The organism is Leptospira langatensis, assembly GCF_004770615.1.
In the GTDB taxonomy this organism is placed as follows: domain Bacteria; phylum Spirochaetota; class Leptospiria; order Leptospirales; family Leptospiraceae; genus Leptospira_B; species Leptospira_B langatensis.
Map to the genome: position 1 here is coordinate 354,432 of NZ_RQER01000007.1, position 22,564 is coordinate 376,995.

At 45.7% G+C, this 22,564-nt stretch carries 22 protein-coding genes; 11 read left to right on the forward strand and 11 right to left on the reverse strand.

Features of this window, described 5'->3' with window-relative positions; genetic code table 11:
* The first annotated feature begins 139 nt into the window (after nucleotides 1–139).
* Both EHO57_RS13325 and EHO57_RS13330 read left to right on the forward strand, forming a co-directional pair.
* The gene (locus EHO57_RS13325; protein WP_135645616.1) at nucleotides 140–2,548 is read left to right on the forward strand and encodes a TonB-dependent receptor; all 2,409 of its coding nucleotides are present in this window, start codon (nucleotides 140–142) and stop codon (nucleotides 2,546–2,548) included.
* 10 nt (nucleotides 2,549–2,558) lie between these two features.
* Nucleotides 2,559–2,942 (forward strand): hypothetical protein, encoded by a 384-nt coding sequence (locus tag EHO57_RS13330; RefSeq protein ID WP_135645615.1) that lies wholly within the window; start codon nucleotides 2,559–2,561, stop codon nucleotides 2,940–2,942.
* Nucleotides 2,943–2,947: 5 nt separating this feature from the next.
* On the opposite strand, the gene EHO57_RS13335 is transcribed toward EHO57_RS13330, so the two are convergent.
* Nucleotides 2,948–3,394: a methylglyoxal synthase gene (locus EHO57_RS13335; protein ID WP_135645614.1), complete on the reverse strand. Its 447-nt coding sequence runs from the start codon at nucleotides 3,392–3,394 to the stop codon at nucleotides 2,948–2,950.
* 93 nt (nucleotides 3,395–3,487) lie between these two features.
* Here EHO57_RS13335 and EHO57_RS13340 point away from each other — a divergent pair, with 93 nt between their 5' ends.
* Nucleotides 3,488–4,303, forward strand: coding sequence for an FcpA-related putative periplasmic flagellar protein (locus tag EHO57_RS13340; protein WP_246050689.1), 816 nt, complete (start codon nucleotides 3,488–3,490; stop codon nucleotides 4,301–4,303).
* 106 nt (nucleotides 4,304–4,409) lie between these two features.
* Here EHO57_RS13340 and EHO57_RS13345 read toward each other — a convergent pair whose 3' ends face one another.
* From EHO57_RS13345 to miaB, 3 genes are all read right to left on the reverse strand, one after another.
* Nucleotides 4,410–5,246 carry a hypothetical protein gene (locus tag EHO57_RS13345; RefSeq protein ID WP_135645613.1) on the reverse strand — a complete coding sequence of 279 codons (837 nt, stop codon included), beginning with the start codon at nucleotides 5,244–5,246 and terminating at the stop codon, nucleotides 4,410–4,412.
* Between the two features lie 71 nt (nucleotides 5,247–5,317).
* A complete protein-coding gene (locus EHO57_RS13350) occupies nucleotides 5,318–7,099 on the reverse strand; it encodes an LptF/LptG family permease (RefSeq protein WP_135645612.1) in 1,782 nt (593 codons plus the stop codon).
* Nucleotides 7,100–8,446: a tRNA (N6-isopentenyl adenosine(37)-C2)-methylthiotransferase MiaB gene (miaB, locus tag EHO57_RS13355; protein WP_135645611.1), complete on the reverse strand. Its 1,347-nt coding sequence runs from the start codon at nucleotides 8,444–8,446 to the stop codon at nucleotides 7,100–7,102.
* Nucleotides 8,447–8,555: 109 nt separating this feature from the next.
* Between miaB and EHO57_RS13360 the strand changes: the two genes are divergently transcribed.
* Both EHO57_RS13360 and EHO57_RS13365 read left to right on the forward strand, forming a co-directional pair.
* On the forward strand, nucleotides 8,556–9,188 hold the full coding sequence (locus tag EHO57_RS13360; protein WP_135645610.1) for a molecular chaperone DnaJ: 633 nt from the start codon (nucleotides 8,556–8,558) through the stop codon (nucleotides 9,186–9,188).
* Nucleotides 9,172–9,813, forward strand: coding sequence for a hypothetical protein (locus EHO57_RS13365; RefSeq protein WP_135645608.1), 642 nt, complete (start codon nucleotides 9,172–9,174; stop codon nucleotides 9,811–9,813). The genes EHO57_RS13360 and EHO57_RS13365 overlap by 17 nt, the downstream gene beginning before the upstream one ends.
* A gap of 165 nt (nucleotides 9,814–9,978) precedes the next feature.
* Here the strand turns inward: EHO57_RS13365 and EHO57_RS13370 are convergent, their stop codons facing one another.
* From EHO57_RS13370 to ribH, 5 genes are read right to left on the reverse strand one after another with little or no spacing between them, the layout of a single operon-like run.
* Complete coding sequence (locus tag EHO57_RS13370) at nucleotides 9,979–10,614, reverse strand: hypothetical protein (protein WP_135645606.1); 636 nt, start codon at nucleotides 10,612–10,614, stop codon at nucleotides 9,979–9,981.
* Between the two features lie 3 nt (nucleotides 10,615–10,617).
* Entirely contained in the window at nucleotides 10,618–11,934 is a 1,317-nt protein-coding gene (locus tag EHO57_RS13375) for a HEAT repeat domain-containing protein (RefSeq protein ID WP_210410039.1), read from the reverse strand.
* A 20-nt stretch (nucleotides 11,935–11,954) separates the two neighbouring features.
* Entirely contained in the window at nucleotides 11,955–14,024 is a 2,070-nt protein-coding gene (locus EHO57_RS13380) for a tetratricopeptide repeat protein (RefSeq protein WP_135645602.1), read from the reverse strand.
* The gene (gene nusB / locus EHO57_RS13385) at nucleotides 13,972–14,439 is read right to left on the reverse strand and encodes a transcription antitermination factor NusB (RefSeq protein ID WP_135645600.1); all 468 of its coding nucleotides are present in this window, start codon (nucleotides 14,437–14,439) and stop codon (nucleotides 13,972–13,974) included. The genes EHO57_RS13380 and nusB overlap by 53 nt, the downstream gene beginning before the upstream one ends.
* Before the next feature lie 3 nt (nucleotides 14,440–14,442).
* Nucleotides 14,443–14,904, reverse strand: coding sequence for a 6,7-dimethyl-8-ribityllumazine synthase (gene ribH / locus EHO57_RS13390; RefSeq protein ID WP_135645598.1), 462 nt, complete (start codon nucleotides 14,902–14,904; stop codon nucleotides 14,443–14,445).
* 47 nt (nucleotides 14,905–14,951) lie between these two features.
* On the opposite strand from ribH, the gene EHO57_RS13395 reads away from it, so the two are divergent.
* From EHO57_RS13395 to EHO57_RS13405, 3 genes are all read left to right on the forward strand, one after another.
* Nucleotides 14,952–15,752, forward strand: coding sequence for a tetratricopeptide repeat protein (locus EHO57_RS13395; protein WP_135645596.1), 801 nt, complete (start codon nucleotides 14,952–14,954; stop codon nucleotides 15,750–15,752).
* A gap of 194 nt (nucleotides 15,753–15,946) precedes the next feature.
* Nucleotides 15,947–16,228, forward strand: a complete 282-nt coding sequence (locus tag EHO57_RS13400) for a type II toxin-antitoxin system RelE/ParE family toxin (RefSeq protein ID WP_135645594.1) — start codon at nucleotides 15,947–15,949, stop codon at nucleotides 16,226–16,228.
* Nucleotides 16,229–16,236: 8 nt separating this feature from the next.
* Nucleotides 16,237–16,539, forward strand: a complete 303-nt coding sequence (locus EHO57_RS13405; RefSeq protein ID WP_135645592.1) for a HigA family addiction module antitoxin — start codon at nucleotides 16,237–16,239, stop codon at nucleotides 16,537–16,539.
* Between the two features lie 56 nt (nucleotides 16,540–16,595).
* Here the strand turns inward: EHO57_RS13405 and EHO57_RS18820 are convergent, their stop codons facing one another.
* Nucleotides 16,596–16,763, reverse strand: coding sequence for a hypothetical protein (locus tag EHO57_RS18820; protein WP_167882284.1), 168 nt, complete (start codon nucleotides 16,761–16,763; stop codon nucleotides 16,596–16,598).
* A gap of 76 nt (nucleotides 16,764–16,839) precedes the next feature.
* Here EHO57_RS18820 and EHO57_RS13410 point away from each other — a divergent pair, with 76 nt between their 5' ends.
* Nucleotides 16,840–17,430, forward strand: a complete 591-nt coding sequence (locus EHO57_RS13410) for a hypothetical protein (protein ID WP_135645590.1) — start codon at nucleotides 16,840–16,842, stop codon at nucleotides 17,428–17,430.
* Nucleotides 17,424–18,758: a peptidoglycan recognition protein family protein gene (locus tag EHO57_RS13415; protein ID WP_135645588.1), complete on the forward strand. Its 1,335-nt coding sequence runs from the start codon at nucleotides 17,424–17,426 to the stop codon at nucleotides 18,756–18,758. Before EHO57_RS13410 ends, EHO57_RS13415 begins: the two co-directional genes overlap by 7 nt.
* On the opposite strand, the gene EHO57_RS13420 is transcribed toward EHO57_RS13415, so the two are convergent.
* Nucleotides 18,755–19,855 (reverse strand): helix-turn-helix domain-containing protein, encoded by a 1,101-nt coding sequence (locus EHO57_RS13420; protein ID WP_135645586.1) that lies wholly within the window; start codon nucleotides 19,853–19,855, stop codon nucleotides 18,755–18,757. The genes EHO57_RS13415 and EHO57_RS13420 overlap by 4 nt on opposite strands.
* Nucleotides 19,856–20,186: 331 nt before the next feature.
* Between EHO57_RS13420 and EHO57_RS13425 the strand changes: the two genes are divergently transcribed.
* A complete protein-coding gene (locus tag EHO57_RS13425) occupies nucleotides 20,187–22,490 on the forward strand; it encodes a hypothetical protein (protein WP_135645716.1) in 2,304 nt (767 codons plus the stop codon).
* The last annotated feature ends 74 nt before the right edge of the window (nucleotides 22,491–22,564 follow it).

The window sequence follows — 22,564 nt, forward strand, 5'->3', positions numbered from 1 at the left end:
TCCGGAGCTGACTGAGAGTCTGCATCCTCCGGTCCAGAATATTGCCCTCTCATTTCGATTCTCTATCGATCTGAGGCAAGATCCTTTCTATTTTGTATAGGGTCTTGAAATTCGCAAAACGTTTTCTCGAAAGGAAAAAATGAAATTATCATTCAATAAATTTAATATACTGACGGCAGTCTTTTTCACCTTTCTCCCCTTTTCCGAGATCTTCTCCTTGGATGTGAATCTAAAAGGAAGTGTCAAGGACGGAGAAGGAAAACCCATACCTGGAGCAAGGTTGTTCATCGTAGAGAATAAGTTCACTGCAAGAGCAGGAAGCGATGGAAGCTTCGAGTTCCAACACCTAACGCCCGGACCGTATACAGTCGTAGCGACTGCGCCGAATTTCCAACCTAAGACGGAAAGATTGGAACTCAAGGACGGAGATAGAAATCTAGATTTCATTTTAAAACCTTCTCTCTTAGAAGGGAATGCAATCAATATTACCGCCAAGTCCGCTGCTTCCGATTTCCTTTCCACTCCTCAACCCACAACTGTTTTGGAAGGTAGACAATTAGAAAGACAGAAAGGGCAGAATATCATGTCTGCCTTGGAGAATACTCCGGGAACGTCCACCATGACTACCGGCGCCGGGACCGCAAAGCCAGTGATCCGGGGTTTGACAGGCCAAAGAGTTTTGGTCATGACAGACGGGGTCCGACAAGAAGAACAACAGTTCGGAGACGATCACACCGTTGACCTGGATACGTTTAACGTGGATAAAATGGAGATTGTACGAGGTCCGGCCTCGGTTCTTTATGGTTCGGATGCTTTAGGAGGTGTGATCAATGTGATCCGCACCAAGGCTCCTACCGCAAAGGACGGAGCTCCCGCACTCGGTGGGACCATCTCCTCGAACAGCTTCTCCAATAATAAACAGGATGCGGGAGCGATCTCTCTCTTTGGTTATAATAAGGATTCTAATATAGGGTACAGAGTTGAGACGGACACTAGAAAGGCGGGAAGGATCACTACTCCGAACGGAAGATTGCCGAATACAGGCTTCAAAGAGCGTAACGTAAATGCATCCATCGGAACGGACGGTTCTTGGGGAAATTTCTATGTGGATTCCTTTCAAAGATACCAAGAACAAGACCTTTATGATAATCCGAACGAATCTCCAGGATCTACTGCCTACCAAACGGTACTACACCAAAAGACACACGCTCACGCGTTCTTTATTCTTCCCTTAGTGAATGTGGAATTGGATGCGGCCTACCAAAGGAATAATCGCAGAGAAATAGAAGATAAGAACAAACTCTTGCCGATCAAGGATACTCTACTCGACCCAACTGTGGACACATATACGAAACTTGCTTCCGTATATCAGGTAACGAAGTACGATTATAAGCAAGGACTGAACTTAAGTTTAGATACTACCACCGCCGATGCGAAAGTTCATCACAAGGAATGGAAGGGCTTAAAGGGAACTCTTGGTGTTTCCGGTATGCAACAGAAAAGTAATACGATAGGTACGGAGCCATTAATCCCGGGCTATAGCTTAAACAATATAGGCTTCTTTCTTTTTGAAGAATGGAAGATTGGGGACTTCTCCTTCTCCGCAGGTGCGCGTTCGGATAAGAGAAGTATGGATGTAAAAGCGAACTCCGATCTAGGCACCGCTCAGCAAACCAGGAACTTTTCGGCAAGCACGGGGACCTTGGGATCCGTTTGGAGATTTGCGAAAGACTTCTCCTTGGCCTTGAACGCAGGGAAAGGATTTCGCGCACCCACTCCTTTCGAATTATTCGCAGATGGCGTGCATGAAGGAAGCGGAAGATTCGAGATCGGGAAGGCAGGCCTTAGGCCAGAGACTTCTCTCAATTACGATGCCTCTTTACGTTTTGCTAATGATCGATTCCAGGCGGAGCTAAGCGTATTCAGGAATAAGATAGACAATTATATTTACTCCGTAAGCGCAGGTTCCTTCGATCCGGATTCCGGTCTGCCCGTTTACAGATACAGACAAGACGCTGCAACTCTGCAAGGTGGAGAGTTCAGTTTCCAGGCCCAGGCTTCTTCTTGGTTGATCGTAACTGGAGGGATCGATATACTTAGAGCCACCATCCAAAAGAATATTCCTCCGGAAGCGTTCCTGAATCCGGGAGGAACGGACATCTCTTCTATCTATACGGATCAGAAGAACAAGTATCTTCCGAGAATGACCCCGAATAGAGGACGACTCGGACTTCGATTCACTCGCAACAAGTTATTCTGGATCAATAATCCTTATTTTTCCGTGAATGGGACATTCGTGCAGGCCCAATACAAGGTGGATAAATTGGAAACTCCCACTCACGGTTATAATCTGTACGATCTTGGCTTCGGAGGAGAAATACCCGGTCTCACGAACGGGAATGATTCCGCCACGTTTGATGTGGCAGTGCTGAACGTTTTCGATAAGGCTTATGTAAGCAACCTAAGCAGATACAAGGATTATGCTTTGAATCCCGGCATGAATATCACTTTCAAGATGACGATCCCGTTCACCTTGATCTCAAACTGAGGTAACCGAAATGTATTTTAAATTCATAATATTCTTTCTTTTAGCGGTTTCCTTTTGGAGCTGCGGCACTGATCCTCTCACGGAGAAGGAGAAGAAGGCCTACGAGCAACAATCCCTTCTTTCTATGGCTACGGATGGGAACGTACGATCGGATTGCGTGTATTGCAGCAATACGCAAGCCTTCCAGGGAAGTTGTTCCTGCTACCAGAATATTCCGGTATTTTCCTGTGCGGGCATTCCTTCCGGAGGAGGAAAATCCAATTCCTACAAGATCTCTTGCTCTAATCTGACCAAATTAGGGATCTGGGCCAAAGTTTCGGCTAACGCGTATTCTTGCACCTATCTAACCTGCCCTCCGGAAGCGTACAGAGCGGCATTCACGGAAGGGCAATGAGGATCTTAATAAATCGGAAGTCCCGTACTGTAATCGATGCGGGTCCTTCTGTAAGAAGTATTCAAAAGATCGGAAGAGATGAGATAATCCGCAGACCTACGATTGTTCGCGATCGGAATATCATATAGAACGGCGATTCTAAGAAGCGCTTTCACGTCCGGATCATGCGGTTGAGCAGTTAGAGGATCCCAGAAGAAGATCAGAACGTCTATCTCTCCATCCACGATCTTTCCACCGATCTGCTGGTCCCCTCCTAAGGGTCCGGAAAGGAATCTGTGGATCGGTAGATCCGTCCTTTCGTGTACGATCTTGCCCGTGGTTCCCGTTCCGTAGAGATGATGTTTGGAAAGAGTCTCCTTATGCAATTGCACCCATTCCACTAAATCCTCTTTCTTATTGTCGTGAGCGATTAAAACGATACGCTTCGTTTTTGGGACTTCGATACTCTGCATGATCTGCTCCTACATCAAATTCCTTGGAGGCCTCTCTTTCTGAAACCATTTTTATGGTTTCTCTAGGAAGGGCCTTTTCACAATCTAGTGTTGATGAAACCCAAAGGGTCCTTCGCTCTATATAGAGGAATTTTCTTCTTCGTACTGTTCTTGTCCTTCTTCTCCGATTCCTTATTCTCTCAGGAAGATCCTCATGACAGACCCAAACGTCTGGAAGTATTGATCCCTGAATCTGCAAAGGAAGGTCCATGGAGCGATACTCCTTTGGAGTTCAAGGACTTGGATCTTTTAGGGGATTTTTCGGAGGACAATTCCAAGCAATCCCTCCAACAAACGGAAGATTATCTCTCCAAGGCAATGGACAGTTTCAAACATGTCTCAGACAGTGTGAAACAGAAACGAGAAAAGGAAGAATCCAAAACCCTTGAGTCCGAAAGATTCGAATGGCAGAGAAAGACAAGATTAGAAAATTCTGAAAGAGCTTTTTCCAGAGAGATCAATAAGGCCAGACTGGAATCGATCCGTCTACTAGCACTCGCGATCAAAAACCTAGAAAAGATCGCAAATCCTAAAATTAAAAAATCCGAATCTTTTTTAGACCTGAGAGCCGGAGTATATAGAGAATTCATAAAGCACCAGTACGCTCTCCAAAACTTCAATCAGTCCGCGGAGTTTCTGGAGAAGTACATCTCTCTCGATCCGAAGTTCAACGACGAAGCGGAACCTCATCGAATTCTTACTCATTGCTATGAAAGATTATACTTAGGCGCAAAAAGATCCAAGAGCCCCGAAGGAATGGAATATTACCTGGCCAGAAAGAAGAAGCATGGGATCCTGTATGCTGAAAAAGCCTATGGTAGGAATTCCTACGAATTCAAAAAGGTATTAGAACTCTTAGCGAAGGAATGATCAAAGTCCCCATTTTAAGAGAGACTTCAGTAAAAGAGTCAGGCTTTAACTAAGATGTAAATATGGATCGCAAGAACGAAGTCAGTTAGAATTCGTTTTGCAGAGATTAGGTGCCTTCCGGCAAGCCCAACTCTTTACGAAGTCTCCTATTCTCTTCGACCAATTCCTTGATTTCCTGTTCGGTGTATTCAAAGAGTTTGGTTTGAGCCTCCAGGATATTCTTCATTTCAATCTCTTCAATGCTGGAATATTCCAAGGCTCTCTCGGTAGCCTTTCTAAGTTCGAGAGCATGCTTCAATTCCATTGTCTTGAGATTGTCTATGATCTCAGAAACTTTCAGGCGCTCATGTAGAGTGAGCAATTCTTGGTTCTTGAGCTCGTTGACGCGATCGATCGCCTTATTGATGTCTTCGTTATTCTTCTTGATCTTGGCTTCGAATTCAAGAATGGCATGTAACGCAGCGTTCGCCTTCTGCGCATCCTTGTATTCCTTATTCGCAAGTTGGAAGACTCCTTCGAAAAAGCCAACATTCGCAAGACAGCTATTCCCAATCTCGTTTGCCACCATCTTGAAGAACTCAGTTTGGATGACCCTGTCCAGAATGATCCGGAGAGTCCTGGCTTGGACCGGGTTTTCGAGGACCTCGGTCTTGCCCTTAGGAGAAAGTTTATTATAGATTTCTTCGGCGTCGGGAGAAGCGATGATGGTAAGAGCCACGAAAGGATGCAGTTCGAATCTCTTCAGGAAATCATCTTTGATCTCGGACCATTCTTTCAGATGAGTATTGATATAAAATACGTTGATGTCTTGCGGATCCAGTTCTATGGATTTATAATCCTTCAACTGAACCTTGCGTAATTCAATATTGATGCGAGGGTGTTTCCAAATATGAACGGGGAATTCAGCTCCAGAAGTTATATGCCAAATATTCGCGGTTTTCAAAGCCGACTTCCCCCTTACTCGACGCGAAAAGAAATGCGTCGAAAACTAAAAACCCTATTCCTGGACGGAAATTAGTTCTTATTCGTTCGATTTCTCCATAAGGATAATTTTTTGATTCCCTCTGTCAATTTCGTTTTTAGGGGGGAAAAAGGGAGAAGGATCCGAGAGAAGAAGGCCCGGACTGGGGAGAAAAACTTTGCCAGGATCTGAAAGAAATTTACCACCCCCGGAGGGAAACGCATATCCGTGCGCTTTAACATAACGACTGAACTCACTGCGGCGATCGCGATATTTCCCAGCCAAGGACCCAACCACACCGGAACCTTGGAACTATCGGAGACATTGGACCCGAAAGTAAAAAGTGCCCAGTATAGGATGATCAGTACAACGGCCATTGTGAAGCTCATTCCCTTACCGGATCGCTTTACGACCAATCCTAAAGGCAAGGAGACTAAAGAAAAGATAACACAGGACACCGGAATGGCAAATCGCCTCTGGATCTCCACATTGAATTGAGAGAGTCTTTTTTTTGCCTCGTTCAATAGAGTGGATAACTGCATAACGACTGTGACCCGTTGGGTCTTTTCCGCGTCGGAAAGCTTTGGATCTGCGAGTGCTACTGCCAAATCCAACTGCAATTTTAATAATCTTTGTTTGAGATTCCCTTCTCCTTCCGTGGAGACTCCCATTTCCTTGAGGATTTCCAGGCCGGGAATTTCCTCTAACTTTCCTTTTTCAATATTATCCCGGATCTGGATAAGCGCAGGCAAGGTGAAGGACGCCGGATCCACATCTATTTCCAGGCTCTTCTTATGATCCGACTTAGGAATATTATAGTCCATCTCCCCTTTTCTCAGATCGCCGATGGAGAACTCATGTTTGACTCGGTCCCATTCCAGGATCCAAGCATCCTTCAATCGGATGGATTTCTCATATTCTCCGTTAGAAGTCACTTTTTCGACTAACGTTCCCTTACGAGCGGAAATGATCTGAGTGATATAGGATTCTCCCAATTGGATCTGACGGTTCGCGCCACCAATGGAAAGCATGAGTGGATCCTGGTTCTGGGGAATGAAGACGGTCCATTCTCTGATCTGGACCCCGGAGAGTTCGCCGGTCTTGGCGTTCACTCCTTCTGTGTACATTGCGATCGCTTTTTCGGAGCCCGCATTCTGCACCTTATCTCCCGCAAACTGCCCAGGCGTGAGAGCGAGAAGAGGATTGTACGCAACGATCCACTTGTTGAACTCGGTCATCTTTCTGGTATTGATGGGAGAAAGATAGAAGCAAAAATAGCAGACCACTCCGGCCAAGAAGAGTCCGAAGGAAATGAAAACCACATAGATCCTGGAGAATCCTATACCAGCGGAACGGATCGCAGTGATCTCCGAATCTCCGGACAAACGACCCGCCGCCATGAGACCACTCATCAAGCAGGCCATCGGCATGGTGGTGGGAAGGATATTCCCTAGCAAATAACCGAAATAATCGATCAGACGAAAAGGATCTACGCCCTTCCCCACGAACAGACCCACCATCTTTTGCAGGGCAATCGCCATATACACTGTAGTGAAGAATAGAAGCGCCACTAGGAAAGGAGGCACGATCTCCGAAAGAATATAACGATCTAAGATAGGAATGAATCTCCAAAGGCGTTCTCTGTCCGTATGAACATAGAATCCGGGCGGAAGATCTTCTACGCTGTGAACCCGAACGGAACGTAGATCTTTTCCCTCAGCGACCCTTCCTTCCGCCTCTAGGCCGAAGTTGGTGGTGTCCGCTTTATGGACTGTGGCGGAAGTTTTTTTCCGAGGAGAAGAACTTCCTCCCGATCGGGAGGAGACCTTTTTCACTCAGACCACCTCTCCTTTCAGAGTGGCACTGGTTGCAGACTTGATCTGTACGTTAAGTGTGGTCCCGATCAAGGACTCGATATTCTTTCCTTCCGGAATGGGAAATACGGTCATTCTGCCGCAAGTAGTACGACCGCTTGCTTCCTTAGAGGATTTCTTGGAGATGTTCTCTACTAACACGGAGAAGGTCTTTCCGATCTTGGACAGGTTTTGTTCGAGAGAGATCGCAGTTTGTAGATCTACGAGACGGGTGAGTCTTTCTCCCTTCACTTCTTCAGGTACATCGTCCGGATATCTTTTCTGAGCGATCGTACCTTCTCTCTCCGAATACTTGAACATGAATGCCATATCGAAACCTACCTTGCGGACCATGTCCAAGGTATCCTCGAATTCCTCGTCGGTCTCTCCCGGAAAGCCTACGATAATATCTGTGGTCAATCCTACGTTAGGCACAGTCTTCTTGATCCGATCCACTACTTCCAAGAACTCTTCGTTGGAATAGTTTCTCTTCATATCCGCGAGCACCTTGGTGTTCCCTGACTGAAGTGGAAGATGGATATTCGGACAGAACCTAGGATTCTCCGCCATCAACTCAAGAAGATGCAAAGGAAAATCCTTAGGATGAGGAGAAGTAAAACGGATCCTTTCGATCTCGGTCTCTTCTAACAGCATGCGGACCAGACCGGCAAAGTCCGTTCCTTCTGCTTGGTACGAGTTCACATTTTGTCCGAGAAGTGTGAGTTGTTTGATCCCTTGGGCCACCAGGTCCTGAGTCTCTCGAACGATGGATTGAGGATCTCTGCTTCTTTCCCTTCCCCGCGTATAAGGAACCACACAGAAGGTGCAGAAATTATTGCAACCTCTCATGATGGTTACGAAGGCCTGGATGCCGTTAATCACCCTTGGCTCTATCTCGTCGTAGGTTTCGATCTTAGAAAGACGAGTTAAGGAGACAGGTTGCTTTCCGGTGCGGATCTTTTGTATGAGTTCAGGAAGCGTCCTATAATTATCCGGACCAACCACTAGGTCCAAAGGCAACTCTTGGTGGAAAAGATCCTCACCCAGATTCTGTGCCATGCAGCCGAGCACTCCAATGATTAGATCCGGATTTCTCTTTTTCAGATAGCCCAGACTTTGGAGACGGCCGTAGATCTTTGCATGGGCATTCTCCCGGATCGCACATGTATTTAAGAAGATAACATCCGAATTCTCTGGATCGGTGACCGTCTCGAACTGAGCGCCTTGCATCAAACTGGACACGATCCCGGAATCGTATTCGTTCATCTGGCAGCCATAGGTCTCAATATAGACCCTTCCTGCTTTTTTCTCTATTGCAAGCACGCTCATAAGACGAGTTTTCGACGGGGAAAGGCCCTGTCAACCCGCTCGAAAGCCTAAAAAAACGTTTCCTTCTTCGCAAGCATCGGGAGATAATCGGAATTCTCGCTTGGAAACGATGAATCGATCAGCTACAGGGATCACTCGTAAGACGGATTATTACGGCCTCTTGGGTTTGCCCAGAGATGCGTCCTCACAATCCGTTGAAGAGGCTTTCAAACTCTATATTGAAAGGATCAAAGAACATTCTTGGGTCCCATGGAAGGATTCAGAATTGAGAGAAGGAGCCGAGGCATATTATCATCTTTCCGACCCGGCCCGTCGCAAACGTTACGATGCTTCCTTAGACTATGAATTGGTGCTTCCGGATCCGGAAGGAGTTCCCGCCGAGTTCGAGCAATATTTCGAGATCCAAAAGATCTCCACGCCCAAGGAATACGAAAGACTCTACAAACAATTCTTAATGTTGAAGTATGAGAGAGAAGACAAGCTCTGGAGCTTTAGAGCGACCATCTATTTCATACTTGCCTGCTTTTCGATGTTAGTGATCTCTTCCTTAGTTTTTGTGGTCTTGCAGAAAAACGGTTGGCTCCCCGCATCCATAGACCTTTTCTATCGTAGATGGGGACTCTTAGTCTCCGCCAGTTTCATGGGAGTCGGCTATCTTCTTTTTCGGATCTCTTATTTGGAAAGAACGCTACACTTCCGAGAAAAAAAAAGAGAAACCGAACTGAATGAAGAAGACTCTTAAAGCCGATCCGAAGGCTCTTACCGAAGACGAGATACAATACTATTATTCTCTTTTACAAGAAGAGATCACGGAATACAATTGCGGAAGCCTATGCGCTCCTTCTAACGGAGGCATCCCGGTTTGTTGCCAATCGGACAACGCTCTTCCTGCCTTATACAAAGCAGAATACGAAATGCTCTCTAAAAGAACCGATCTTTGGAAGGCATATGTTCCTATGACCAGGGAGGAGAAAAAGGATTTCGCGGAATACGATCATAGAAAGATCACATTTTGCGAATGCAAGGGAGTGGCTCATTGCGAAAGAGAGAACCGCTCTATCAGTTGCCGAACCTTTCCTCTGGAACCGTATTTGGATACAAGAGGAGTTTTGGTAGGACTAGTGTTTATGCATGAGTTCAAGAACAAATGTCCACTTACCTCCTTACCCAAGGATATCCGACAAGACTTTATAGATAATCATTTTCTGTTTTGGGAAAAACTTCTCTTCCGAGTGGAATCCGAATACGAGGTCTATACCGAATCTAGCAAAGCATATCGGAGAAGACGCAAACGCACGGGAGTCGATTTCCCGATCCTTTATCCGAGCCATTTGAAAGGAAAAGAATATTTAGAAAAATACGTTTGATCGCGAAAAGGATTTCTGGCAGAGGCCTTTCCAATGTTGAATAACAAAAAGTCCATCAACAATTTTTAATATATAATCCAAAGAGGCAGGCCTCGGCAGGTTACATACTCGCATCGGAACCAGCTTAGTTTAAAGCTAATTCAAAGAAAAACCGGTCTTTTCATCCTAATATTCGAAAAAGAAACGATACGTATAGAATTCCAGATCCAATATCTGCACTTCGAGGGTGTTTTTCCCGTCTTTAAAGCATGAATTCTTAAACGTAGCCAGGATATTCCTGGACTCTTCTTCATAGGCACTTTGCTCTCTGCTTACCAACGGAGAAGAAGTCTTTGAATGTTCTTGTTTGTATTTAGAGACTCTGTCCTTATCTTCTCCCAACTGAGTGGGGAATATATAGTACGTATAAGGATATTCTAATTTATCTTTCGCATCGCAGTGTTCTAAGCGAACGCCTATTTCTCCCACTTTGTCCATAGGCCTTTCCAAATAGTTGGATCGGATCTGAATGAGGAAGACCCGCTTTTCTCCAGGTTTCCAGCCTAAGGCAGGATCGAGAAGGCTCTTGTTTTCCTTTCCGGGAATGCTGTTATTATTCGGATCCTCTAAGACTTGTTTGAGTTTGTCTCCGCGGATCTCCCAGGCCTTTACTTCGAATGCGGCATGTCGCAGTTCAAATGGCTCCGGCGTGCCTTGCTTCTTATCCCAAGAAACCCCGGTTCGGATGAATGCTTGGTTTGGCGCATAACCCATTCTAATGCATGAGAATAGAAAAAGAGGAAGGAGTAAAAAGACTCTCATATATCAATGGGAGACCTTGATCACTAGGATCTCTCTCATTGCCTTTTCCATTTCTAGTTTCACTTCGATCGTCTTTTCGAATACGTATGCATCGAACAATGCAGGAAGACATTCCGGATCTCCGATCACCCTGACCGTATCCACAGCCTGTAAACGAAGAGATAGATTTTCCTTCTTATTATTGCTAGCATAAGAGATCAAAGCCGGGACTGAAGTCTTGTCCTTCAATTCTCCCAACGCTCTTAGAACGGAAAGCTTGACCTCGTTCACTTTTTCCTTTTCGAAAATGCGCTTGAGTTCGCTCGTTCCAGGATTGAATCCTAGTTTTCCCATGGCTTCTGCAGCACGAGAGCGAAGTCCAGGATCCTTGTCCCCATCCAGCACAGTCAAAAGCCCCTGGCCTCCTCCGTGCGCTCCCAACTCTAAAAGAAGATCGATCAGTCTCGCCTTTAAGCCGGGAACGGTTTCTTTTGCCAATTGCTCGGAAACGGATTTGGCGCCCTGCTTATCGCTCAAATAGAAGAGAGCTTCGGTGCTCACCTTTCTGAGATCGGGATTCGGTTCCGTGATCCCCTTATAGAACATACTAATGTACTGACGACTTTTTCTGTTCTTCAGGATCTCCATACCATGGATGCGAACGTCTTCGTCCGGATCCGAGGCAGCCATTTTCTGGATCTGACCGCGATTGTCAGGAATATTATTTTTATTTAATACAAGGAAGAATTTCCTACGAAGCGCAGGACTATCATCCCCTGAGAATTTATTGATGAGATTCTGGACTCTCTCGTCCTTGATCCATATAGAAGCCTCTAAGAAATACTCTCTGTATACCGGATTCGTGGAGATTGCGAGATCCAAAACATGAGGCATGGCTCGATCGTCTTTGATCGCTTGCACATATCTGTATGCGAACTGCCTCACCTCGAAGTCGGTATGAGTGAGTCCGGCGATCACGGCGTAGATGAGCCTCTTTTCCTTTCTCTTGTCTGCGAGTTCCAGGATCTTTCTTTGGATCTCCACATTCTTAGTATTCTTGAATGTGGAATCCAATTCCGGAGCCCAGGTAGGAGCTAAGTTATCTAGATCGTCTAACTCGAAATATAAGGCTAATGCGGCAAAGATACTATCTTCTCTCGCTTCCGGATCGGAAACGATCTTGGGAAGCTCCTTTACCAGATCCAAACGTGCCTTGGATCGGATCTCCGAAATGCTCCTAGCCTGGGAACGACCCTTAGAAAGAACTGCTTCCTTAAAGACGTCTTTTGGTTCTTCGGCTAAGATTTGTCCGGTAAAGATATAAGAGATGAGTAAGAGAATGCAAAAGAATAGATTTCTTTTCAGAAAAGACCGTCCCTCTTGGAGGAATCCTCCAGTGCGGCGGAAGCAGCACGTTTATTATCGTAAGCTTCCGTATTTGAGGGATCTAAGTCTATTGCATTTTGGAAGGAGCGGACCGCCTTTTTGAACTCTCCGTTCTTATAAAAGGCCACTCCCAGATAATTATACGCCGTAGAAGCCACCTTCGGCTTCACTTCCGAACGAACGATTGCAGTCAATTCTTCGATCGCCTTTTCGCGATCTAGAACGGAATTCGAGTCCAATAGGATCTTAGAGAGGACCAATCTACCCTCGTAGTCTTCTGGGTCCATATGAGCCGAACGATACGCTTCGTCCTTGGCCCTATTCTTCAGATCCGGATCCTTGGACTTATTATAGAGAAGTGCAAGCTTCTTATGAGCCTGCTTGATCTCTCCCGTGTTCCTGGACTGATTCATTACTTGCAAGAGTATCTTTTCCGCGCTGGAAGATTCCCCACTGCCCATATAGGCTTCTGCGAGCTTGAGAGCAACCTTATAGTAATCGTTCTTTTGTTTGAACAGGATGGTGTATTCCTCGATCGCTTCTCGATAGAATTTATTCTCTAAATAATAATCTCCCAAGGCTTCCTTGGATTTGAGATCGCTCGGATCCAGATAGGATGCCTTTCGGAAATTCTCGATTGCCTGAGTCCCGTTGCCTGTGTGCTTGTATACCAAGCCAAGATTATAATATGCCTTTGCATTCTTAGGATTCAGATCCAATACACGGTTCAGATATGTGATCGCTTCTCCATATCTTTCCATCTGATCCAAGACTACACCTAGATTCAATAACGCAGTCTCCGTAAAACTGTCGCCAGGAGTAGAGTCTACAATCCTTCTGTAGGTTTCTTCCGCTGCCAGAAGGTCGCCTCGATTATAATATGTTTCTGCAAGTTGGAACAGAAGGTCCAAATTATTCGGATTGTATTTTAGGCCCTTCTGTAGAGCGTCAATGGATTGCTCTCCTTGGTTGAGCTGCTCGAAACCTTCCGCAATGGATCTGAACAATTCGGGATCGTTCGCGCCTGTCTGCTTCGCAAGTTCCAAGTATTTCAAGGACTCTTCTATCTTACCGTTCTTCTTTAATACGATAGAAAGATTATAGAGAGCCTTTGCGTCATTCGGAGAAAGCACCGCTGCTTCCCGGAAATAATGCTCAGAGGCAACGTAATCCCCTCGATTGTACGCGATATTCCCCAAGTAGGAATTAGATAGAGCAGCAAGCTTTCCTCCTCGAGCGCGAAGAACGACTAACTTGAACTGCTCTTCCGCCTGAGGGATCTCACCCTTCTTAAAGTAACTTACGGCAAGATTGTATGTAAGATATGGATCGTCCGGCGCGGAAGTCAAACCTTGCTTGTACGCGTCAATTGCCGCGTCGGGATCATTGATCTCATTGAATAGGTTCCCGACCATAAGAGAGATCTTGGGATCATCTGGAGCGATCTCTTTTGCCTTCATTGCAGTACTGCGAGCGTCGGAGAACTGATTGTTATGTTTATAAGCTAAAGTCAGATTATAATACGCATATACGTTCTTAGGGTCCCGAAGGATCGCCTTCTGCAGAGTGTCTATCGCCTGAGGGAATCTTCCCGACTGATCGTAGATTACGCCTAGAACGGTAAGCGCGAGCGACTTCTCCTGGTCCGTCGCCGGGCCTGTCAAAAACTCGGAACAATAATCGAATGCCTGCTTTGTGTAATTCTCCTTAAACAAATTCACACATTTGGTAAGAAGAGGGTTATTCGTGCCGTTCGGAAGATAGTGCCTTTCTAATTCACGGCTGATATCTCCCTTAGGCATGAGGGGAACCTTCCCGCCGGAATATTCTCCCGCAAGATCGGTGTTCTTGTTCTTAGAATAGAAATACCAGATACCGAAGCCAAGAAGAAGTAGAAGAGCCGCAATCACAGCTCCCCAAACATAGGCCATAGGATTATAATTTCTTTTAGAGCGAAACTCTTCCGGTTCGTCTCCGTAATAATAGGAAGGCTTAGGTTCTTCCGTCTCCAGGAAGATTCGGTTCTTGCGGATCGGGTTTTCCATGTCGGTTCGTCTCGTACTGAAGTATCGAATCTAGAACCCCGTTGATGAACGGAACTGAATTCTCACTTTCGAACTCCTTGGTCAGTTCAACGGCTTCGTCGATCGTGACCCTGGGAGGAATTTCCTTGGAGTGCAATAACCCGTAGATGGACAAACGAAGAATACATTTGTTCACCGGGGATATCCGGGAAAAATCCCAGTTCCTCGAGTACTTCTTGATTAGAGTATCGATTGCGTCCGCGTTTTTCACAACCCCATTTATAATGGAAATGGCGAAATCCCTCTCTTCCGTTTCGATTTTTTTATCGTACCAACGGAACTTCAGGACTTCGGAAAGAGCCGGATTCACTAGCTCTAACTGATATAATGCCATGAGGGCGATTTCACGGGACTTCCTTCTGGAAGAAGAAGACATAGATTAGAGAAGAGTAAGCAAGTTCGCCATTTCAACGGCGGTCAAAGCGGATTCGTATCCCTTATTCCCAGCCTTGGTTCCGGCTCTTTCAATAGCTTGTTCGATCGTATCCGTGGTCAGGACCCCGAAGATCACGGGAACGGAATATTGCACTCCGATAGAACCGACTTTTGCGGACTCTCCCGCCACGAAATCAAAATGAGCGGTGGCTCCTCGGATGACTGCGCCTAAGCAAATGATAGAATTGAATTTTTTACTGGCTGCTGCCTTAGATACTACAACAGGAAGTTCGTAAGCTCCAGGAATACGGATTACGGTAATATCCTTATCTTCTACCCCGGTCGCATAAAGACCGTCTAGGGCTCCTTTCAAAAGGCTTTCTACTATGAATTCATTAAAACGAGAAACGACAATGCAATGCTTTTGTCCCTTTCCGTCCAGTTTGGCTTTCAACTCTTGAGGCATCTGTTTCCTTGTTGCTTCTAATATCGAGAAAACACAAGTTACCCTGAGTGGCAACCGGAAAAGAAGCGCACCGAACCAAATTCTGCGTATTCCTCCTGCTCTTAGCAGTAGGAACTACCTTCCCATCCTGCGAAACTCTACGCTCTTTCTGGAAACCCAAGGACGATTTCGTTAAGACCTTAAATCTTCCGGACTGGGTCCTGGAATCTTCTATCAAGCTCAGGATCTTCAGCGATTTTCCAAACATTGTAAACCCGGAAGACGCCATGCCCGAAGACGATATTGCAAGCTTCGCCAATCAATCCAGGGTCCTAGTCGCCGCTTCTCCCGCCGCGATGAGAGACATATATAAAATGGCAGGTTGCTTGGACGGAAGCGAACTCGTAGGCATCCGAGGAAATAAGCTTACGGACAGCCAAGAAGATATTTGGTACGGACTCTGTAAGAGCGGAGCCCAAGATACTATTGTCTTCAAAGTATTTGAGATGGGGAATGATGAACTCTATCGACTCTACGAAGACGAGCTCGTAAAGAATTGGGAAGAATCCAAGAAGAATATGAACACGAATCCGGACAAGGCAGTCCGACTCGCGACTCGGATCGTGGAGCATGAACCTTCTCATCCGGGAGCAAGAAGATTACTTGGAAGTCTTTATTTAAAAGCGGGATATTGTCCCGGAGCAGTTCGCAATTATAGGATCTATTTGAGGATCCTTCCCCGCACTCCGGAGAAGAGTAGAATAGATGATCTACTCCGAAAGAGCTGTAAAGAAAGCTTGGTCCCTAAAAAGCAAGAGCCTAAAGAATTCACAGAAGACCCTCCCACGATAGAAGAAAGCGGAAGTTGAAACTTCCCACCAAGTCACTGTAATTTCCGGGTTCTCCTTCTTCTTACAGATACCTCGGAATCAAATTTCCGAATTCCAACTCACAAATTGCTAAAAAATAACGAGAGAATCACAATTCCGCTTACCCGTACATTATTAGTCAAGCGAGCCAGTATTATCGCTTGACAATACTATTGTAAGGCAGGAATATTTAGATGATCTTATTCTTTAGATGCAAAGAAACGGAAAAGATCTGGTACCAACAGTTCTCTTACAAGTTCCCTCCGCAGATCCAGTCGATGGCGTATCGGAAACTGGTAATGTTGGACAGGTCCCATACATTCGAAGATTTGAGAATACCTCCTTCGAATCGTTTGGAAAAACTCTCCGGCGACAGAAAGGGTCAATACAGTATTCGGATCAACAATCAATGGCGGATCTGCTTCACTTGGGATGAGGGAATCGCTTCGTTTGTTGAAATTGTGGATTATCATTAGGAGGCAATATGAAAAAAATCCCGAACGTTCACCCAGGCGAGATCCTCAATGAAGAGTTTCTATTGCCAATGGAGATTACAGCGTATCGACTCGCCAAAGAGACGAATCTAAATCCAACTCGTATCAGCGAGATTATCCGCGGAAAAAGAGGGATCTCCGCAGACACTGCACTACGCTTCTCTAAGTTTTTCGGAAATTCCGTGGGATTCTGGATGGGGATCCAAGATGAGTATGAGGTTCGTATGGAAAGAGAAAGGATAGCCGGAGAATTGAAAAAGATCCGGAATTATAAGGAACTCGAAAAAGTCTAAAGGACTTCTTTCAGATATAGAGCGATCTATGTGAAGGAATGCCTTCTTTGCAGAACCTATTCTTTCACTCTAAGAACGAGAGTGATCCTGCCGTCCGCCTTCTCCACTACTTCAAAGCCTTCTTCCCGAAGAGTCTTTTTGATCCTATAGAATCCTAGGTTCACTACTTTGGGAGAATTGGTTTTCTTAGGACCAGTGGGGAAGTATTCGGCAGAGGCATCCATCCTTATTAGTTTCGGTCCTGGGACCCTTCGTCTTGACCTTGACAGAAAGAAATCCTTCTTAGAAATGAGAAAGTAAATGAGACGAATTCTTCCTCTCTTATTTTTTTGCGTTCTTTTAGGTTTAGGATTCCTTGGCTTTTATCTGCAAGAATGGTTCGAATCCCCTTGGGTGAGTTGGGTCTTTTCCAAGTTTTCCTTTTGGGTCTTCTTATCCGTTCTATTCCTTTCCTTTCTTGCAATGCTCCGCATCTTCCGAAGGGCAAAGAAGGCGATCCATTCCCAACACGAGGCGATCGAAAAGCATCTCAGCTCCGTATTGGACGAACTTGTACAAGACTCTCAGGCATTGAGCGAATTCCTAAGGATCGATCTCCCTCAGATGGAGGATAGGATCAAGATCTCTAAGGAGAAGGTCCCGAAAGAGATACATTCCGCATTTACCGCAAACTGGACCAAGATACGATTAGAAGCGGAAAGCGCACTCAGAGATCTGGAGACCCTACCCCTGGAACCGGAATTGGAAAACGGAGCCAAGATCAAGAAGAGCCAATCCGTATTAGAATATAAGGATCTTCTAAACCGTCATACCAAAGCAAAAATGATCATGGAAAGAGTTCGTTCCGACCTTTCCTTACTAAAAGAAAAATTATCGGAGAAAGGATGTTGAGACCCATATCCGCGATCTGTTCCATTCTAATTCTATTTAGCTGTGCTTCCGGCTCGCCCACGCATCTTTCCGTTTTGGAAAATGAGACTCCACTTCTTCCCTTGATTGCCCTTCTCCCTCCCGGCAAGACCCTGGAGACTCTTTCTACTTCTCGTTCCAAATCTAAGGTTAAGGGGATCCTGCTACATCATACGAAGGGCTTAAGTCCGGAAGAGTATATTAGTAAAAGTGCAAATTCAGGTTGGCTCGTTCACTACCTGGTAGATAAAAAAGGAAGACTCTACGGCTTAGAGAATGCGGGTTCCGTTCTCATAAAAGCGGCTCCCAAAATGGACAACCATGTCTTACATCTTGCTTGGGAAGGAGATAAGGAAGATATCCTAAAGCGTCCGATCCAAAGAAAGGCCTTGGTAAGCGCTATCCAAAAGATCTCCAAGGAATTCAATGTTCCTCTTTCGAATTCGGATGTTTCCTCTTTTTCGGGAATATTCACTCATACGCAAGGAAAGAAGAAATTCGGCGCCTTCCTGAATGGAAGCGATTGCGGAAATGAGAACGTTCTTAGATCCATATTAGAAGAGTCTAAAGGATCCTTCTTCTCCGAAATGGAATGGAAGGATAGATACGGGGATTGGGTGCTTCGTAAGGAAAGGCCTTTCGTCGGGCAAAATGGAGAGATCAAAGAACCTAGCTACGACAAGGGAAGAGGAGTTACTCCTACCCCTAAAACGGAGTTAGAGTCGGTAGAAAGAACCATGGACGGTCTTCTTCCGGAAGAAAAAAGGCTTAGATATAATTATAGAGGAATGATCTCCGCAGACTGCGTGGTATTGCATTTCACTGCGATCAACGACTATGATGGAACAATCCTAGTGCTGGAAAAGCGAAACCTTGCAGCCACCTTTCTCGCAGACAAGGACGGAAAGATCTATCAACTCTTGGACAGTCCATTGCATATGGCAGCGGCGGCCACCGGCACCAATCGGAATTGCTTTCAGATAGAGATCGTGGGCAAGGATACGGAAATGCTTCTGGCAAATCCGGCCCAAACTGCGGGAGTCGTAAAGCTCGTAAAAGAATTATCAGAAAAATATAATATTCCATTAAACAACAAAAAAGTGGAATCCCTGAAAGGGGTCTTCTCCCATACCCAAGCAAAGAAGAAATGGGGAGGCTCCATCTTCCTCGACGCGCAAGACTTCGATCCCGGTGAACCCTATATGAAGAAGGTACTAGAACTCGCAGGTGGGACCTTTAACGAAGAAAAGGATTGGTTTGAGAGAACGCAAGGGGATTGGGTCCTTCTATTCACCGAGTTCCAGCCTTAAGAGATCTGACGGGAAAGAGATTTGTTCTGCCTCAATTGACTAGGCGTCTTTCCGGTAACTTTTCGAAAGGCGTCGTTAAACGAAGACTTGGAATTGAATCCTACAAAATAGCAGATGGAGAGAATGTCCTGATCCGACTTCTCTTCCAATAGTTTCACCGCTTCCTCTATCCGAAACCGATTGATATAATTGTGAAATCCTGTTTGCAAATGCTCGTTCAAAAACTCGGTCAATTGATACGGCTTGATCCCAAGATCGTCGGAAAGAGAATGCAAAGTCAACTCCGGATCCCGGTACAACTTATCTTCCTTCATCAATTCTTCTATCCGTAACTCTAATAGATTCAGATCCAAACCTACCAGTAAGGATTTTTCATACTTCTTCTTGCGGACCTCTCTTGTCAAAGGCGCGAAGAAATCAGGATAGCGAGAAGGAGCCAAAAACAACATAGTCACGATCAATGCAACCAGCAGTCCACCGACCCGAAACAGAAGATCCGAAGCAAACATGAATCCGAATACCAATCCGGACATTGCAAATACTGTGACCGTAGCCAATATGAATATGAATCTGATCTGAGATCGGATTTCCGGTATGGAGATCACAGTCAAAAGCATCCTGTATCTAAATGCGAAGTACATTGCGGTCAATGCTGTGGTCAGAAAGAATCCAATGGATAAATAATGCTTATATCGAATTTCCCTAAATTCCCCTAAGTCGGCGATGATCGAATCCCAAGGCCTTCCGAAAAATAAAAGCTCCCCTACAAAGAACATTCCCGGGATCAGAAAATGCAAACGTATGTCCTTGTACAGTGTCTGGTTCGGGTAGACCAAGGCATGAGTGTACAATAGAGAAAGAGGGCCGATCGTAGAAAAAGAAGTCAAAAGAAGAAAGATAGCATGCGGATACTTGCGGTCCACTTCCAAAATAACGTTCGCGACCGTAAATAGTATGATACCCAACGAAAGGAACAAAAGTGCGCTAATCCTGTCTTCTCTTCGTTTTTTACGCGGAACCAACCTTTGTAGCACTAATAGAAAAGAAAGGCCGCTTCCGAAGTAGAGTATGGGAGTCACCACCTCGGGATTTAACATGGTCGGTATATTAAGAAAATAGATAAGCTTGTCAAGTGTTCTCAGTCGGAATGCTCTAAGCCAAAGAACGGTTTATTAAAAACTGATATGGAATCTTTTTATTTCGAACGCTTGCCTTGATCTCTTCTCCTTTGGTTTATCAGCCTTGGCCTCTTATATTTTGCTTATTTTATAAGTTTCGGTTTTTATACAACTGTTCGAATAATGAAACTCGAACGTTCGAATTCCGTGTCTCGGACGACCCTCCTCTTTTTTTGCTTTATCCTACTCTTCCAGAACTGTGATCCGTGAGTTTGCCTCTGCATCTCCGGACTAGGAGCGGAAAATGGAAATGCAAAGAATACGTACTGCAAAGAAATATTTGCAGTACGCCTTGGTCGGATTCGGGGTATTAGTCGCGGGATGTCCCGTGGGAGTATTCACCGAATTCCCTAACCAAGAAGAAGTGTGTAAATTTGATCCCATCCGGGAAGGAGCGCGCGCTATTTCCGCCTCTTCTTTCCCGCAACCGGTGCTTCAATCGATACTCATCAACGGTAGTCTGGCCTGGCAAACTACAACGAATGGCCAGACCTACCCCACGCCTACATTCAGCCCGGGGCAAACAATCACCTTAAGAGGAACCGGTTTTGGAGCCGGCCCGGATATCGATTACTCTAAGATCATGATCGGCAATACGAGGATCCTTGAAACCAATCTGAAAATGTACGAGCAGTTGTTGGACGTCACTAAGCAGGTGAACTTTGAGACTAGCAACGTTCACGATAGTTGGAATTCCTATATTCTTGCCTGGACCGACACTCAGGTCCAGTTCAAGGTTCCTGAACATACAACAAGCGGTCCTCTTGTAGTACAGATCCAAAAGAGGATCGGATATAACGATTCTCTTCTTCGCCCTGGACAACCGCATAACGTGATAAATGCGCAGACAAGTAGGATCACCGATGATGATTTTCCTCAGACATGCGATGTAGTTTCCTTACTTAGCGACGCAAAAGGAACGGATCCTGTTCAGATCAATGTGAACAACCCTGGATTCAGTGCACTTCTCGCTTTGGGAGAGCAAGTGTTCTGGTCTTATGATTTCAATATCGGGATCGCTCATTCCATTCGCAATTTGGATTGGACCAAGATCTTCGGATATCAGGCAAAAGATCCTGTGACCGGAAATATAGCGGACCCTCTTCTTTTGTTCGGAGCGTACCAAACAGTCGCCGGGGAAGTTCCATCTGCTGCAACGGATAACGTATATTTCGATCCGTATCCGCAACCCACTCCGATCCCGGGCTTCTTAGGAGCGGATCCTTTATTGAAAGGAAATACCAGAAGCACTGGTTGGGCAGGGTATCGTTACGCACAAGCATCCAATCCTTATACTGGCAGTGGAGAATGGATCGGATTCAACTGTGCTTCTTGCCATGGCTATAGACTGAGCTATGAGGCTTCTCCGGGAAACGTAGTTACGAAAGTAGTTCCCGGACTTCCAAATCCGAAATGGTCCATGAAATGGTCTGTATTGGGGAACTTTACAGGCATCCAAGCAAGTGAGCCTGGTCCTAGCTCGGATCCTTCTTCCAAAGATGTGGATAAGACCATGTTGATCTATGTGATGCCTCAAGGTGCGGGTGAGCACGCTCTTATCCGGGTAAAAGGAGAAGGTAGCGAGACAGACAACGACTATCAATTCTCTCCGATCGCCATCCCGAACGTGACCAATTATATGGGTGTTCGTAGATCCCTTTCTCACACAGAATCCTATGTGGGTTTCGAAGGTTCCTATATCCATTCGGAAGAACCGGACGGTGCGACCGGATCCATGCATACGAGAGAGTTACAAGCTCTTACGGCATACATGACCAAACTGGATCAGTACGACAAACCTCTCAGACAAGTAGGTATGTATCGCTGGTTGAAATACAAAGGCAAACTCATCCCACAAGCAGGAGCTGATTCCGGAGAAGGAGCATTCGTGCAAACCGGTTGGGAGAATGTTCCTGGTATCACTGCTGCAGTGGGCAGAGGAAAAGCAACCTTCCAAAGAGATTGCGGCTCTTGTCATAGCGATAAGGTAGGCCTTAACTCCAACGAGAGAATGTTCAAACTCAATGAAGTGGGAAGATTCTTTACTCCTACCATCTACCAAAGAAAGCAACAATCCATTCGTGCTACTTTCTTGAGAGATATGTATTGGGTACAGCACAGAGGATTGTTAAGCGACGGCCACGTTCGAAATCTGGAAGACTTAGTGAATCCGGATCGATGCACCGAAGGTTCAGCACTCTACAACCAATACTACACTCTGCATTCGCCTTATTCTCCTGCGTTAGGTGGTCCGGACTTCCCGGCTCCTTATCCTCCGCAGAACAGAAAAGCAGATGTGTTCCGTGCCTTCAAATCCCCAGCCACGGATGCCGGTATCAAGAGAAACAGGTTCATCGAAAGACATAAATACTTCGTAACCGTTCCTTGGGACACCGACTGGTACTATTGGGATTACCAAAAGATGAGAAGAGAATACGGCCCGACAGAGTTAGGAACTTCTGCTCCGATCGGAATGCCTGCCGCTCCTCACCCTTGGTGTACACAATCCGCAACGGATGTGGACGACTTAGTGGAGTATATACTCACTCTCTAAACTCTTCACAGTCCGGCAAGGAAGGCTTCCGCCTTCCGCGGATCTCGGTGCATAGGCCGCCCGCTAAAACCGAG